General features: G+C 59.1%; 14 protein-coding genes. 8 read left to right on the forward strand and 6 right to left on the reverse strand.

Features of this window, described 5'->3' with window-relative positions:
- Positions 1 to 15: 15 nt before the first annotated feature.
- The 7 genes from DS906_RS18345 to DS906_RS18375 are packed head-to-tail and all read left to right on the forward strand — an operon-like array spanning position 16 to position 7,619.
- The gene (locus DS906_RS18345) at positions 16 to 1,038 is read left to right on the forward strand and encodes a succinylglutamate desuccinylase/aspartoacylase family protein (RefSeq protein WP_113791531.1); all 1,023 of its coding nucleotides are present in this window, start codon (positions 16 to 18) and stop codon (positions 1,036 to 1,038) included.
- A complete protein-coding gene (locus DS906_RS18350) occupies positions 1,039 to 2,499 on the forward strand; it encodes an aldehyde dehydrogenase (RefSeq protein ID WP_113791532.1) in 1,461 nt (486 codons plus the stop codon).
- Between the two features lie 24 nt (positions 2,500 to 2,523).
- Positions 2,524 to 3,894 carry a Rieske 2Fe-2S domain-containing protein gene (locus DS906_RS18355; RefSeq protein ID WP_113791533.1) on the forward strand — a complete coding sequence of 457 codons (1,371 nt, stop codon included), beginning with the start codon at positions 2,524 to 2,526 and terminating at the stop codon, positions 3,892 to 3,894.
- On the forward strand, positions 3,891 to 4,523 hold the full coding sequence (locus DS906_RS18360; RefSeq protein ID WP_113791534.1) for a hypothetical protein: 633 nt from the start codon (positions 3,891 to 3,893) through the stop codon (positions 4,521 to 4,523). Before DS906_RS18355 ends, DS906_RS18360 begins: the two co-directional genes overlap by 4 nt.
- Positions 4,523 to 5,149, forward strand: coding sequence for a hypothetical protein (locus DS906_RS18365; RefSeq protein WP_113791535.1), 627 nt, complete (start codon positions 4,523 to 4,525; stop codon positions 5,147 to 5,149). Before DS906_RS18360 ends, DS906_RS18365 begins: the two co-directional genes overlap by 1 nt.
- The gene (locus tag DS906_RS18370; protein ID WP_113791536.1) at positions 5,149 to 6,339 is read left to right on the forward strand and encodes a DUF1116 domain-containing protein; all 1,191 of its coding nucleotides are present in this window, start codon (positions 5,149 to 5,151) and stop codon (positions 6,337 to 6,339) included. Before DS906_RS18365 ends, DS906_RS18370 begins: the two co-directional genes overlap by 1 nt.
- Positions 6,336 to 7,619: an amidase gene (locus DS906_RS18375; protein ID WP_113791537.1), complete on the forward strand. Its 1,284-nt coding sequence runs from the start codon at positions 6,336 to 6,338 to the stop codon at positions 7,617 to 7,619. The genes DS906_RS18370 and DS906_RS18375 overlap by 4 nt, the downstream gene beginning before the upstream one ends.
- A 4-nt stretch (positions 7,620 to 7,623) precedes the next feature.
- Here the strand turns inward: DS906_RS18375 and DS906_RS18380 are convergent, their stop codons facing one another.
- From DS906_RS18380 to DS906_RS18405, 6 genes are all read right to left on the reverse strand, one after another.
- On the reverse strand, positions 7,624 to 8,556 hold the full coding sequence (locus DS906_RS18380) for an AEC family transporter (protein WP_113791538.1): 933 nt from the start codon (positions 8,554 to 8,556) through the stop codon (positions 7,624 to 7,626).
- A 91-nt stretch (positions 8,557 to 8,647) separates the two neighbouring features.
- Positions 8,648 to 9,061, reverse strand: coding sequence for a RidA family protein (locus DS906_RS18385; protein WP_113791539.1), 414 nt, complete (start codon positions 9,059 to 9,061; stop codon positions 8,648 to 8,650).
- A 13-nt stretch (positions 9,062 to 9,074) separates the two neighbouring features.
- On the reverse strand, positions 9,075 to 9,572 hold the full coding sequence (locus DS906_RS18390; RefSeq protein ID WP_113791540.1) for a sarcosine oxidase subunit gamma family protein: 498 nt from the start codon (positions 9,570 to 9,572) through the stop codon (positions 9,075 to 9,077).
- 1 nt (position 9,573) lies between these two features.
- Positions 9,574 to 12,444: a 2Fe-2S iron-sulfur cluster-binding protein gene (locus DS906_RS18395; protein WP_113791541.1), complete on the reverse strand. Its 2,871-nt coding sequence runs from the start codon at positions 12,442 to 12,444 to the stop codon at positions 9,574 to 9,576.
- The gene (locus tag DS906_RS18400; RefSeq protein ID WP_113791542.1) at positions 12,431 to 12,688 is read right to left on the reverse strand and encodes a sarcosine oxidase subunit delta; all 258 of its coding nucleotides are present in this window, start codon (positions 12,686 to 12,688) and stop codon (positions 12,431 to 12,433) included. The genes DS906_RS18395 and DS906_RS18400 overlap by 14 nt, the downstream gene beginning before the upstream one ends.
- Before the next feature lie 14 nt (positions 12,689 to 12,702).
- Positions 12,703 to 13,953 carry an FAD-dependent oxidoreductase gene (locus DS906_RS18405; RefSeq protein ID WP_113791543.1) on the reverse strand — a complete coding sequence of 417 codons (1,251 nt, stop codon included), beginning with the start codon at positions 13,951 to 13,953 and terminating at the stop codon, positions 12,703 to 12,705.
- Positions 13,954 to 14,261: 308 nt separating this feature from the next.
- Between DS906_RS18405 and DS906_RS18410 the strand changes: the two genes are divergently transcribed.
- Positions 14,262 to 15,050: a phytanoyl-CoA dioxygenase family protein gene (locus DS906_RS18410; protein ID WP_113791544.1), complete on the forward strand. Its 789-nt coding sequence runs from the start codon at positions 14,262 to 14,264 to the stop codon at positions 15,048 to 15,050.
- Positions 15,051 to 15,098: the final 48 nt, after the last annotated feature.

Consider the following 15,098-nt stretch of genomic DNA (forward strand, 5'->3'; position numbering starts at 1 on the left):
AGCAAAAGAACCCGGATGACCGATACGTTTTCGCCCCAACCCAGCAGGCTTCACCTGACCATCGACCTGGATGCGCCAGGTCGGCAGTCCGGTGATCTGATGCTGAAATGGTCCGACAATGCTGTACCGTTGGGATATCACCCGATCCCGGTCATCAGCTTACATGGCAAACCCGGACCTTCTGTTCTGATTTTGGGCGGCACTCATGGAGACGAGTTCGAAGGACCCGCCGCGATCCTGCGGCTTGCGGCACAGCTGAACCCATCTGACCTGACCGGACAGGTGATCCTGATCCCGGCCTTGAACGCCCCCGCGTTTCTGGCCTCATCGCGGGTTTCGCCATTGGATGGGCAAAATCTGAACCGGGCTTTTCCTGGCACCGCGAATGGCGGCCCGACAGCGATGCTGGCGCATTTTGTTGAAACTGTACTGCTGCCGCGCGTAGATGCCGCCATTGACCTGCACTCGGGTGGCAAGGCATCTGTATTCGAGCCCTGCGCCTTGGCGGCGCGGGGGGATGACGCGGACCTGACCGCTTCCAACATGGAACTGGCCCGCGCTTTCGGGTTGCCTCTGATCTGGGTGCTGGGCGCACATAACGACAACCGAAGTGTGAATGCCGCGGCCGCGCGGGTTGGGGTCCCGATGATCGCGGCTGAACTCAGCGGCGGGGGTGGTGTCGATCCGCATGCCGCGGACCTTGCCGAAGCCGGGCTCAAACGCTGTCTGAAGCATTTAGGTATCCTGCCCGGCGGTGCTCCGGACCCTGTACCGATGCAATGTGTCGAAATCGCCGATCCATTGCATTCGGTCCATGCACCCGTAGATGGGCTGTTCGACCGACGCTGCACCGCAGGACAACAGGTCAAACGAGGCGATCTGGCAGGCAGGCTGCATTTCCCCACCGAACCGGAACGCTCGGCCGTCGAACTTGCCTTTCCCACAGCCGGGCACGTTCTGGCTCATGGCAATCGTGGCATGGTGCGCCGTGGCGATCTGTTGGCATTGGTGGCTCAACCTTTGTCCGGGGAACGTTGAATGAAAACCTATTCCCCGTTCATTTCCGGTGCCTTTGTCGATTGGGATGGTGAAACCCTGCCCAGTATCGACCCTGCCACCGGTCAGGTGTGGAGCATGATCGCCCGTGGCAACACTCAGACCGCCGACATAGCCATCCGGGACGCCGACCAGGCCTTCCGCGGCGGGCCATGGGCCAAAGCTGGGCCGGCAGAACGGGCGGATATGCTTGACCGACTGGCTGACATGCTGGAAACCCGGTGGGAAGACCTCGTCACACCCGAAATCCGCGACAACGGCAAACGCATTACCGAGGTGCGCGGGCAGTTTGCCGGGCTGCACAGCTGGTTTCGATTTTTTGCGACAGAGGCACGCAAGCTGCAGCCCGAACCTCAGGCCAATTCCATCCCCGGTGTGCATAGCGTGGGCCACTTTAGGCCCTATGGCGTCGTGGTCGCCATCACGCCCTGGAATTCTCCGTTGATGATCCTTGCATGGAAGCTGGCCCCGGCACTGGCAGCTGGCAATACGGTTGTAGTGAAGCCATCGGAAATGGCTTCGGCCTCAACCTTGGAATTCGCCCGGCTGGTACATGAGGCAGGATTACCGCCCGGGGTGCTGAACGTCGTCACCGGACTGGGTCATGAGGTCGGCGAAGCACTGGTCCGCCATCCTCTAACGCGCAAGGTCACCTTTACCGGTTCGGACCTTGGCGGACGAAAAGTGGCCGAGGCTGCCTCGGCTGGCGTAATCCCGGCGGTGCTGGAACTGGGCGGCAAATCTCCGCAGGTGGTGTTTGCCGATTGTGACATAGACAATGCGGTCAACGGAATTCTATCCGGCATCTTCCTGTCAAATGGCCAGACCTGCGTCGCCGGATCGCGGCTGATCATTGAGGCCCGGTTGAAGGACAGGCTGTTATCCCGCCTGATCGACCGTGCCCGCACGTTGCAGATGGGGGATCCGATGGACCCGGATACTCAGATCGCACCGCTGGCCAATGAACCGCATCTGCGAAAGGTTACGGTAATGATCGAACGCGCCAAAGCCGACGGTGCGGTTTGTTTACTGGACGGCACCGCCACAACGGCAGGCCGAAATGGGTTCTATATCGGACCAACGGTATTCGACGATGTGACCCCCGGCATGCAGCTCTGGCGTGAAGAAGTGTTCGGCCCTGTTTTGGCCGTCACCTCTTTCACCACCGAAGACGAAGCCATCGCACTGGCCAATGACAGCGACTACGGGCTGGCTGCCGGTGTCTGGACCACCGATGCCGACAAGGGCGCGCGGGTAGCTGAGGCAATCGAGGCGGGCACTGTTTACATCAACCATTATCGCAGCGTTGACCCTGCCTGCCCCATTGGCGGGATCAAATTGTCAGGCTACGGGCGTGAATTGGGCCCGGACGCCATAAGGGATTTCTGTCAGGTCAAATCGATCTGGACCGGCACCACGCCGGTGCCCGATCCGTTTCCCTGACTACCGATACGCACGGAGGACGGCATGAACGATCATTTCTCAGCCCCCAAGGGCAATTTCCGCGGTCACGACCAACAAAAAGTCTGGCAAGAGCAGCCTGACCCGGAACTGACCGAGGTTGGCCCCGGCACACCGTGCGGCGAATACCTGCGCCGGTTCTGGATGCCGGTAGCAATGACCGATCAGATTGGCGACCTGCCCTACCGCCTGCGCATTCTGGGCGAAGATCTGGTTCTGTTCCGCGAAAAGAAAGAGGGCAAGCTGGGCCTGACCCATCTGCATTGCTGCCACCGCAACATGAGCCTGGAGTTCGGCATCGTTGAGGAAGGCGGAATTAGATGCTCATACCACGGTTGGAAGTACGGTTTGGACGGCACCATTCTGGAAACCCCGTGTGAGCCGCCCGCCTCACAGGTCAAGAAAAAGGCCTGTCTGGGGGCTTATCCGGTGATCGAATACAAGGGTTTGGCCTTTGCATTTATGGGTCCCCCCGAGGAGCAACCCCCATTCCCAGTGATGGACACATTTGACGAAGACGGCGACGAGTTGGTGCCTTACCTAATCAAATCCCCGTGCAACTGGCTTCAGGTGATGGAAAACGCATGGGACCCGTTCCATGTTGTCTATCTGCATACTCTGGCGGTACGCAGCCAGTTCATCGACGCCTTTGCTGAAATGCCGATGATCGAGTTTCACGATAGTCAAACGGGCGATTTTTACACCAATGTCCGACGAGTCGAAGATATCGTCTGGGTGCGCATACATGACCATATGCTGCCGTCGTTCACGCAAAACGGCGGCCACTTCCCGGTGCCAGACGAGCCTCGCTATTTTGGGCGCTGCGGGCTGTCGCGTTGGATAACCCCGATTGACGACACCAACACGATGGTCATCGCATGGCGCCACTTCCGGGATGCGGCGGCGAATGACGATCCAAAGGGCCTGACCGACAAAAGTAAAGTGGGCTTTGGCATGACCGATTTCTATGGCCAGGATCCCGATCGACCCTATGAGATGCGCCAGCGGGACCCCGGCGACTATGACGCCTGGGTCAGTCAGGGGCCGCGGAACGTCCATGCCCGCGAAAACCTCAGCTTTACGGATCGGGGCGTGGCCAAGGCACGCCGCCTGCTGCGCAACGCCATTCGCGCGTTGAAAGACGGTCAGTCCCCTCCGCAACCGACCGATGGCTTTGCCGGTCAGGTGATACCGACCTATGCCGGGGACACAATGCTGCGCATTCCGCTTCAGGACGGCCGCGACGATGGTGCTGTGCTCAAGGAAATCTCGCATCAGGTGGCTGAGATCTACAAATCTGGCGACCATTTGCAGGGCAAGGCACGTAAGACGTTCATCGTCGATGCGCTGAAAAAATACGAGGCAAGCTGGTCATGACAAATCGTGTTCCTCATAATCCGGGCCGGGTCGACTGGTCCGGCGAAAACCCGGGCATTTATCTAAAACAAAGCTCGACGCAGGACCACTACGACACGCTGGCGCTGTTCTTCCGGGTGGTTTTGTCGCCCTATGGTCGGGGCCATGCCGCATTGATCCTGGGCGCACCGGATCAAGCGCAGGGTTGGCCGCACGCACCCAATCTGATCATGACGGACAACCAACGCATGATGCGCTGGATCGTGGATGGTTGGGTCACGAAAATGCCTACCTTCATCGGAAAGGCAGGCCTCGGCGCGATGACCTGGCTGGACTGTGACAGCGTCGAAAAACGCCCCGGTGATTTGAGATTGCGCTATTCCGAGACCCTTCGCGGCTCGGGCGTCACGGTCGAGATGATCTGGCAGGAAATGGGCCCACCCTTGCCAGTTGAGGTCACTAAGGAAAACTCGGCAACCAAAGAGCATGAGATGTATTCAGTGTTCCTTGAGGCCAAGGCGGCGCAGGTCGTCATCAACGGCACCCCGCTCCCCGGTCAGGTCGCAAGCCGCCAGTTTTTTGGCCGCACCATGTCGACCGCCTTTCTGGCCTTTTCCGAAACCTGGGTGACCCCGCAGGAGGATCTGTGATGCCGTTGAACGAACCGATCACCCCCGGAACCGTGGATTGGACTGGCGAGAACCCCGGCATCCTGCTGAAAGACGACAACAACAATTTTTCCGCTATGGCGCTGTTCTTTCGCGTGGCATGGTCTCCGGTGGGTCAGGGTCAGGTGCTGCTGCTGTACGGAACACCAGATCAAGTGGACGGACCGCCCGAGGCACCGAACGTGATCCTGAGCGACAATCCCGATCTGACCGCCTTTCTGAAGATCAATTTCATCAGCAAACTGGCGGCTTTCGCAAATGCTCCCGCTTTTGCCTCCCTGCCTGAGATAGGCGCGCAGGTCGTCCGATCCTCGGGCGATCCGATGAGCCATCGCTATACCGAAACCATCGCCGGGGAAAACCTGACGGTCGAACTGGTCTGGGAGGGGCTCGAGCCACCCCGCGCGCTGGAGCTGTCTCCGCATGAGGTCGCTTCGGGTGAGCAGAACATGTTCTCGCTACTGGTGCCCGCACATTCGGCGCAGATCATCGTTAATGGTCACGCATTGCCGGGCAAGTTGGGCACACGGGTGCAGGCTGGGTATGAAACGACGACTGCCTTCCTCTATTTCTCGGAAACTTGGATCATCCCGCCGGAGGATACTTGATGCTGCATCCAGCTGATCAGCTGGCATTCGACAAGGCCATGGTGACACAACCGGTCTGGAACCGGTTCAATACTGCGTCCGAGGCGCTGAAGTTGGACGAAAACGTCCTGTTACATGCCGGTCCCGCCTTCGCCAGCCCGGATCAGATCACCGCGCCGATCCTGAACTCGGCTTGCGTCGCTGCTGTTTGGCAAGGGCTGGCGCAGAATTTCGATCAGGCCGAGGCGATGATCAACGCAGGCGAGATCGTCCTGAAACCTGCGCAGGACCATGATGTCGTGACACCTCTGGCCGCAGTCGTCTCGGCGGACATGCCGCTGCACACAGTCTATGACGCGTGGCGTGGCCAACAACGTGTTTACGCACCGATCAATGCAGGTAGCCGTCCGGCTATGCGGTTGGGACTGCGGTCCGAGGCGGTGCTCAACCACATTCGCTGGCTCAACACCCGGTTTCTTGATGTTCTGGAGAAAGGGATTGCCGAAGGGATCGCACTGGTCCCGCTGGCCGTAATCGGCCTGATGGGCGGGGATGATTGCCATGGTCGCACACCTGTGGCCGCACAGGCGTTGACTGCTGAACTCCAGGATCGCACCACCAGCGGGATCACGGATGACGACGTGTTGGCCTTTATGGACAGCTCACCCTCACTGTTTCTCAACCTCTGGATGGCGGCGACCAAATGCATGATGAAACTGGCGGAGGGTATTGAAGGATCAAGCTTCGTCACCGCTGCAGGCGGCAATGGGCACGAAGTTGGCATCCAGATCTCGGGTCTGCCGGGCCGTTGGTTCACAATCCCGGCCAGCCCTCCCAAAGGAGCGTTTGACGTGGATCTGCCGCAGGACCGCGCCCTCGGCGCAATCGGAGACAGTGCCGTGGTCGAGGCGTTCGGGCTGGGGGCAATGGCCATCGACCTGAGCCCACAACAAAAGAAGGGTCTGGGTGCCTATCTGCCCGACGACGCTCAAGCGCGTATGTCTGGTCTGTCAGTCGGGGCCCATCCGTATTTCCGAGCCCTGGATGTTCGGCTGGGCAGCACGGCGCGGGGCGCCGTGGAACAGGGTTCGGGGCCTGTGATCGGGTTAGGCATTCTTGACCGATTGGGCGAGGCCGGCCGGTTGGGCGGTGGCATCTACGACATGCCAGTCGCCCCCTTTGCCAACGCGTTGAAAGCGCAGGAGGCATGACCGGGCTGAACCGACATTCTGCCCATGAACTTGCCACATTAATCCGGGCAGGTGAGGTGAAGCCTTCCGAGGTGATGGCGGCCCATCTGGACCGGATCACGAACCGTGAACCCGTCATCGGGGCTTTTCAAACCCTCGATGCGGACCGCGCCATGGAGCGTGCAAAGGCCGCCGATTCTCTCCCCGTTGGTGGGCCGCTCCATGGCGTGCCGTTTGTGATCAAGGATATCATCGACACCGATGACATGCCGACAGGATGGGGTAGCGACCTGTATGCCGGGCGCCGCCCCGACCGCAATGCAGCTTGCGTTCAGGCTTTTTTGGACGCGGGCGCGATCCCGATCGGTAAAACCATCTCCACCGAATTCGCCTACTTCAAACCCGGTAAAACCGCCAATCCGGCGAGCCCGGCGCATACGCCGGGAGGCTCGTCATCCGGCTCTGCCGCAGCAGTGGCCGATTTCATGGCTCCGCTCGCATTTGGATCGCAAACCGCAGCCTCGCTGATCCGACCAGCAGCGTATTGCGGGGTCTGCGGATTCAAGCCAACCACCGGGCGGTATGTTCTGACGGGTGTCATGGGCTTGTCCCAAAGCCTGGATACACTCGGCCTTCTGGCTCGTGATCCCCGCGACTTTGTGCTGACCGGTGCGGTAATGTGCCGAACTGACCCGGCACCGCCAGTTGAGTTCGACGAGGCTTTGCCTCGGATCAGCCTAATGCGCGGCCCGCACTGGCGGAACGGTTCGGCCGAGATGCGGGACACCTGTACGCGTGCGTTGGCTGCCCTTGCCGCAACGGGGGCAGAGACCGGGGAAATTGCCTTTCCACCCGTTTTTGCCGAACTCACGCAGGCTCAGATCACCGTCATGGGCTATGAGGTCGCGCGGCAGCGCGCTGCAGAATACGCTGTCGGCATGCCTGCCATCAGCCCGCAATTTCATGACCTTGTCACAGCGGGGCTGGCCGTCACCGACGCAGAATACCAAGCTGCTCTGGACCTACGCGACCGGGCGGGCGCGATGCTGGATCAGATGTTCCGGGATGTGGACGCTCTGTTGGTCCCGTCGGCCCCCGGACCAGCCCCTGCCGGTTTGGACGCTACCGGAGATCCGCTTTTTTCCCGGATGTGGAACCTGTTGCAGGTGCCTTCGGTCGCTTTGCCATTCGGGACCGACCAGAATGGCCTGCCGCTTGGCATTCAATTGATCGGACGAAAGGGTGATGACGCCCGCCTGTTGGACATCGCGGTCTGGGCCCATGAACACTTGTCGCAATGACCGCTTAAGGAATTAGGGGCAGCAGCAAAGCAAGTGATACGGGAATGCTGACGGCTGCTATCAACGTCTGCAACGTGACAATGGCCGCCATCAGCGGCGCGTCTCCACCCAAGTGCTTGGCCAGCGTGTACGAAGACGCACCAGTGGGCACCACCGAATAGACGACGGCGATCTGCAGAACCTCCCGCGGCAACCCCACCAGCAGTCCGATCACCAGAACTGCCAGAGGGAAGACAATCATCTTGCCCGTGAAGGCCAGAATTAAGGGCAGCGCACTTGCGGCCATGGCCCGGACTCTCAGATTGGCACCGACAGCCAGCAATGTGATCGGCAATGCACCTGCACCCAGTACATCCGTCACATCATGCACGACCGCTATCCTGTCACCGATCAACTGGTTGGCACAAACCGCCAGAAAGATCGAAATCACGTACGGATTGCGCGCGAGTTCCCGCAGGATTGCAACGGCCAGGCTGTTGGTCCGGTCGCCTTTGAGCGCACCAACCATCAGAACCACCATGACGATATTGGTGGTGGGCACGAGAATTGCGGTCGCGAGGATCGCAATATCCAGCCCCGCCGGCCCATACAAGTTGGCAGCCAACGCAAGCCCGATGAATGAGTTATGTCGCGCGCTGCCTTGCAGGATCGAGGTGGCCTGCGGCGGTGCAAAACCCAACAAACGGGCGCTAAGAAGCGCAAACAGAAGCGCCACAGCGAACCCGCCCAGAATAGCAACCGAGTAAAGACCCAGAGCCGACTTGTCCAATGGCGACAGGGAAATTTTGCTGAACAGAAGGCATGGCATCAGAACCCAATAGACAAGCTTGTCATTCAGGTTCCAGAAATCCGTACTGGGAATGCCGCCTTTGCGCAGGGCCAAACCCAGCGCAATGATCAAAAAGATCGGCAATATCGAGGTGAGTGTCGAAAGCATTACAATTCGCAGACTAAACCGGACCGGCTCGACCGGACACTGTCATGACAAGCGTTTCTACGCAATGCGATGTCGGATAGACCCGAGACCCTCAGCCCGGGGTATCAGCATCATCGTCGATGACAGCCATCGCGTCGATCTCGACCAAAAGCGACGGATCGGCCAGCCCCTGCACAACCACACCTGTCGAACAGTGATGAACACCTTCGAACCAGCGGTTGATCGCCTCGTAAACGGCCGGACGGTACAAAATATCGGTGACGTAGACTGTCAACTTGCAGACATCGGTCAAGCTTCCCCCGGCCTCTTCCATCCAGCGCTGGATATTGCGGCAGGCCTGATCTGCCTGCGCGCCCGGGTCGCCTTCGCCAACCAGTGTGCCATCCATCAGCGTGCCGACCTGTCCCTGCATGAAAACAAAGTCACCCCGGGCGCGGATCGCCTTGGAATAGGTTGCCTTAGCATGATAGCGCGTCTGGTACTTGTGGATGTGCGTTCGAGCCATGCCGATCTTCCCCTCAAGCCGTTGCGCGGATCAGATAGTCTTCGACCATATCCGCAAAACTCTGTTCGACTGCGAACTCAATACCATCCTGACACCGCATCACCAAAGCCTTGAGACCAAATACTTCGGTATAGGAAACCGCGTCCGTCCGGAACACGCTGTCATGCAGGTCCATCGGGCAAGCAATTGACATCACCTGACCTGCATCTGGGCCGACTATGCAAAAGAAGGTCATCGTGTCCGAGACCCGAACAATACTGATATCTGCCGGACAGTCCGTGGGCTTCAGCCGGGCTTCAATCGCGTCTTCCTGTGCCAGTGGGGCGCGGGTGATCCAGTGGTCACGACCGATGTGAAATAGTTCGATGCCGTCCTCTTCTGTTCGGCTGTTGGGGCGGATCGGCAAACTCGGCAAAGCGTCCCCGGCCCATTGCGATACCGCGTCAAGCGCGCCTTTGAGGTCGAACAGAGCCTTCTGGCCGCACCGTTCAATTGTGACGTCATAGCTCATCTCAGGACCTCAGCAATTTACCTTCGGGGTCGTGAAAGACCGGTTTCGTGACCGTGACTGGGATCACGTCATCCTTCAGCCGGACGTGGGCGGTTTCGCCCTGCCGCGCGTGGCCATCTTCCAGCAACGCCAGCCCAACCCAACGGTTGTTTACAACGCTCCATACGCAGGCAGTGACCAACCCGTCGGTGGCTTCTTTCCGACCTCCGGGCGTCAGTGGTGCACCTTCGGGGATTTGCTGGTTGGGATCATCCGCCAGAATTCCGACCAGCTCGCGCCGCGTACCGCCGCCTGATCTGCGCAGCTGGACTGAGCGTTTGCCCAGATAGTCAGGCTTCTTCTTCGACATCACCCATCCCATTCCCAGATCATAGGCATCCACCGTGCCGTCGACCTCATGCCCCAACGACAGGAACCCTTTTTCGACCCGCAGCACATGGCTGGATTCCGAACCCACAGGCAGGATACCAAAGGGCGCACCAACCTCCATCACCTTGTCCCACAGGGCCGCCATGTGGCGCGGGGCTACGTTGACCTCATAGGACAATTCACCGGTAAAACTCACCCGCACCACCCGCGCAGGGAAACCAGCGACGGTCCCTTCGCGGAAGGACATGAAAGGGAACGCCTCGGGCGAGAGGTCGATATCCGAGTCTACCGCCTGCAAAACTTCACGCGCCTTGGGACCACAGATAGTGGCGTTATTCCACTGGCTGGTGACAGTGGTGATCAGCACCTGCCAGTCGGGGAATTCGGTTTGCAGCAGCTTTTCCATATGCTGGTTCACCGCATCCGCGTGACCGGTCGAGGTTGAAATCATCCAGCGGTGCTCATCCAGTCGGAAGGCAACGCCATCGTCCAGGATCAAGCCATCTTCAGACAACATCAACCCATAGCGCCCGTCACCCGGTTTCAGCGTGGACATAATGTTGGAGTAGATGAAATCCAGGAATTTCGGAACGTCCCTTCCCTTCAGTTCAAACGTGCCAAGAGGTGAGCCGTCATAGACGCCGACGCCTTCACGGACAGCGCGGCATTCGCGGTTTACCGCCTCTTGCAGGCCTTCACCCGGTTTTGGGAAATAGCCCGGACGCCGCCAGCGCGCGCCGGCTTCATACATCACAGCGCCGTGGTCTTTATTCCATTGGGTTACAGGGGTATGGCGATAGGGGAATAGCCGCCAGCCTTCCCGTAACCCGCCAATCGCACCGAACGAAACAGGCGTGTAGGGGGATCTAAAAGTGGTTGTTCCAACCTCTTGCAGCGGCACGCCCTTTTGCATCGCAACAGTGCCGATGATGTTGATATTGCCGGTCTTGCCCTGATCGATCCCCATGCCGCCGGTCGTGTAGCGCTTGACGTGTTCCACATTGTCATAGCCTTCGCGCAGGGCCAGATGCACATCGCTGACCGAGACATCGTTCTGCACATCCAGAAACGCCTTCCCGCGCTGTCCCGGCACGTTGACCCGCCAGAGAGGTTCGATCGCGTACGCCAGGTCTTCGCCGCCACCAACAATCCTATCCAGCGTCAGATCACCCGCCGCTGCGCCCACAGCGCGACAATTCTGAACCGCCTCGTCAGGAACGAAGGCTGCCAGATCCTCATCAAATCGCAACGTGCTGCGGGATTGCGACCAAAGATGAACGGTCGGGTTCCAACCGCCGGAACAACCCAGCACATCACAGTCGATCCAGCGACCCGCCCCTCCGGTCACGGGAACGGCTTTGACTGCGCGCACGCCTTTGCGCCCGCGTACGTCACCAGCAACGGTTGCGGCGTGAACCGGAATATCCGGCACCAGCTTCACGGCTTCAGGCGGAACGGTTTTGCGACAATCGAGGATGGCCTCAACCTGCATACCGGCTGCTGCCAGATCGGCCGCCACGGCATAAACACTGTTGTTGTTGGTAAACAGCACCATACGCTGCCCGGGCGTAACACCCCAGCGGTTGACATAGGCCTGCACCGACGAGGCCAGCATGACACCGGGTCGATCATTGTCACCAAAGACCATGGCTCGTTCGGTGGCCCCGGTTGCAATCACAACTTCCCCGACCCGTACGCGCCAGCTGCGTTCAAGAACTCCGTCCAGTTCGGGTTCGCGTTCGTTCACGATCATCAGATTGTGCTCGCGATAGGCCCAGACGGTTGCATTCTGCAGATGGGTGACATTCTCCATCCCACGCAGCTCAGCCACCGCATCCTCGACCCAGTCCAAGGCTGAACGTCCACCGATAGACAGGTTGCGGTTCAACAAACTACCACCCGCCTCGGCGCCCTCATCGGCCAGAAACACGCGTTTTCCGGCGCGACCAGCCTCAAGCGCCGCTTGCAGCCCGGCTGGGCCCGCCCCCGCGATCAGCACATCGGCATGGGCGTTTCGGGCCTCGAAATGGCCCGAAGCCGGGGGGCTTTCGGGTGCTGCCGCCAACCCTGCAGCCCGGCGGATCGAAGGTTCGAACAGATGCCAGTTAGGCCATTTGAACGTCTTGTAATAAAACCCTGCGGGGATAAACCGCGAGAGTAACTGATTGATCCCGCCCAGATCGAACTCGGGCGACGGCCAGCAATTGACCGAGCGTGCGCTGAGCCCGTCCCGAAGCGGTACAGTGGTCGCGGGACGGTTGCCCGAGGCATCCTCGCCGTCCAGTTCCACTAGCGTCGCAGGTTCTTCGACCCCGTGGCCCATAATACTGCGCGGGCGGTGATACTTAAAACTGCGGGCGGTGAGACGAATACCGTTGGCCAGCAGGGCCGAGGCCAACGTATCGCCCTCAAACCCTTCATATAGCTTGCCATTGAAGGTGAAATGCAAAGGGCGGTTTCGGTCGATGCGCCCGCCCGAGGCGCGGCGGTTACGTTGTACCATCGGGTGCCTCCACAATGTCATGGGTCCGTGTATCACGCCAGATCGAGAACCATTCACCGCATCCCCTTGCGTGCCACCATTTCTCCTGAACCGGACCCAATGGATTCGGCGTCACCGTCAGATACTCGACCCATTCCTCATCGCTGACGGCATTGGGATCGGGGCGGACCGCCCCTACCGGGCCACCATGGATAAATTCGCTTTCATTGCGCTTGCCACAGAACGGGCAGGTTATATTCATCATGTTCCTGTCCTTTCCTATCGCGCAGTGGTCGTTCCGGCTTCCATTACGAAGTCCAGATGCCGGAACCTGCCCAGTGTGAAGGGTGCCATCAGCGGGTGCGGTTCACCTTTGGCCACCAGATGCGCCAGCGTCAGCCCGCCCGCAGGGATAGCCTTATACCCGCCCCACCATCCGGCGGTGACAAACAGGCCCGGCATCTCTGTCTGATCCATGATGGGTGAGGCATCATGGGCAATATCCAGATGCCCGCCCCACTGCCGCATCAGTTTGAGCTTCTTAAAACTGGGGAAAAGCGACAGCATGGCAGTCACGGTATCCTCGAATACATGTTGCTTTATGTCTCGACGGAAGCTCTGACCCATATCGGGCGCGCCGCCGATGACCATCTCACCTTTGTCGGACTGGCTGAAATAGAACCCGCTGTCCGGACAGTTCACGATCACATCGACCAGAGGCTTGACCGGTTCAGACACAAAAGCCGTTAGGTTCATCGTCCGCAGAGGCAGTTTGAGGCCCGCAGTTTCGGTCAGCGTCGTTGTATGCCCCGAGACTGCTACGACCACTTTCTTTGCCCGAACGGTGCCCCGGTTGGTTTCGACCCCTTCGATGGACCCATCCGCCCCGCGCAGCAAGGATTGCACCGCTGTTTGCTGATGAATCTCAACCCCCCGCGCGTCAGCCGCGCGGGCATAGCCCCAGGCCACCGCATCATGCCGGTTCACACCCGCATCTGTATGCACCATGCCGCAGATCACAGGCAGCCGTGCATCTGGGCCACCGCCAGTCAACGCAGGAATGCGGCGGCGCAATTCCTCGGTTGTGATCTGTTCGTAGGTCGAGCCGTAGATGTCCATCACCAACTGCCGCCGCCGCAGCTCGCGCAGCTTGGGCCAGGTCTGAACCACATCCACCATGGTTCGTTTGGAATGCATCATGTTGAAATTCAACTCGTCCGTGAGCCCTTCGTACATGGCGACGGATTTGACATAAAATGGGATCGACTCATCCCTCATGTAGTTCGACCGAATGGTCACCGTATTTCGCGCGATGTTCCCGCCGCCCAGCCAGCCGCGTTCCAGCACGGCGACATTGGTGATGCCAAATTCCTTGGCCAGATAATAGGCAGTTGCCAGCCCGTGACCCCCTGCCCCGATCACCACGACATCATAGCGATCTTTCAACGGTGGGCTGCGCCAGACCTGCGGCCAGTTTCGGTGCCCGGTTAGCGCATTACGGGCGAGCGAGAAAACAGAATAATTTTGCATGATGGTAATAATATTTATCACTATGCACATTTAGTCAATAAATTTATCGATATGCAAAACAACCCGACATGGGTTCTATTCCAATGCGGAAATTGCGGCTAAGATAACGGAGAAAGGTGACGCAATGAGCTTTCGCGTGGAACAGTTCCATCGACGTCTTGCCGGCAAATGGTCGGCCCGGTCGCTTTGGCCCTGCTTCATCATAAACTGCCGCAGTTCACCCGCCTCGTAACGCCAGAAAAACCGGGCGCAACGCGCCTGCCCTCTGCAACCGCCTCTGTAAATGAGGTGACAGAAATGGACGTTACATGACACAAACACCTGACCTGAAAACCGTTCAGAATACCTATGCGCGCGACGGAGTCGTGCTGCTGAAACAAGTGCTGTCGCAGGATTGGCTGATCAAGCTGCGCCAGGCCGTCGATGACGAAGTTGCCAAAGGCGACCGTTACTTTGCTTACAAAAACATGCGTGAAAATCCCGGCGTGTTTCAAGACTATTGCCTGAGCTCTGATATTGGGCAGCGTGTGGCAGAGGTAGCAAACAGCCCCTGGACCTCGCTGATCTACGACCAGATTTTTGCCAAAGAACCGGGAACAAAGACACAAACGGGCTGGCATACGGATCAACCCTATTGGCCGGTATCAGGCCCGATCATGACCATGTGGATTGCGCTGGACCCCGTGGACCCTGACAACGGTGCGTTGGAGTTCGTAAGGGGCTCACATGCCTGGGGCGCCAAATACCGGCCCTTCAAAACGGACCAGCTTGGGGGCTTTTTGCATTATCTGGAAGTGGACAACCCAGACTATATCGACATGCCCGATTTCGAAATGAATCGCGCCGACTACGACATCTTTCATTACCCGAAGATGAAACCCGGTGATGCGCTGGCATTTGACGGTATGATTGTACATTCAGCGATGGGCAACCGCACCTCAACCCGGCGCAGACGCGGCTATGCGATCCGGTTCGCTGTGGACGGCGCAACCTATGAGCCCCGCGATACTGTCACCGAATGGCTGCACGACAACAGCTTACGCCCCGGTGCGCCCTTTGCCGGCGGTCGGTTTCCGGTGATCTACAGAGCGTCATAACAAGTGGCAAACTCCGCCCTTCTTGCCAAAAATTCGGTCGGCAGGGCG

Origin of the sequence: Ruegeria sp. A3M17, from assembly GCF_003318255.1 — a bacterium.
Lineage (GTDB): Bacteria > Pseudomonadota > Alphaproteobacteria > Rhodobacterales > Rhodobacteraceae > Ruegeria.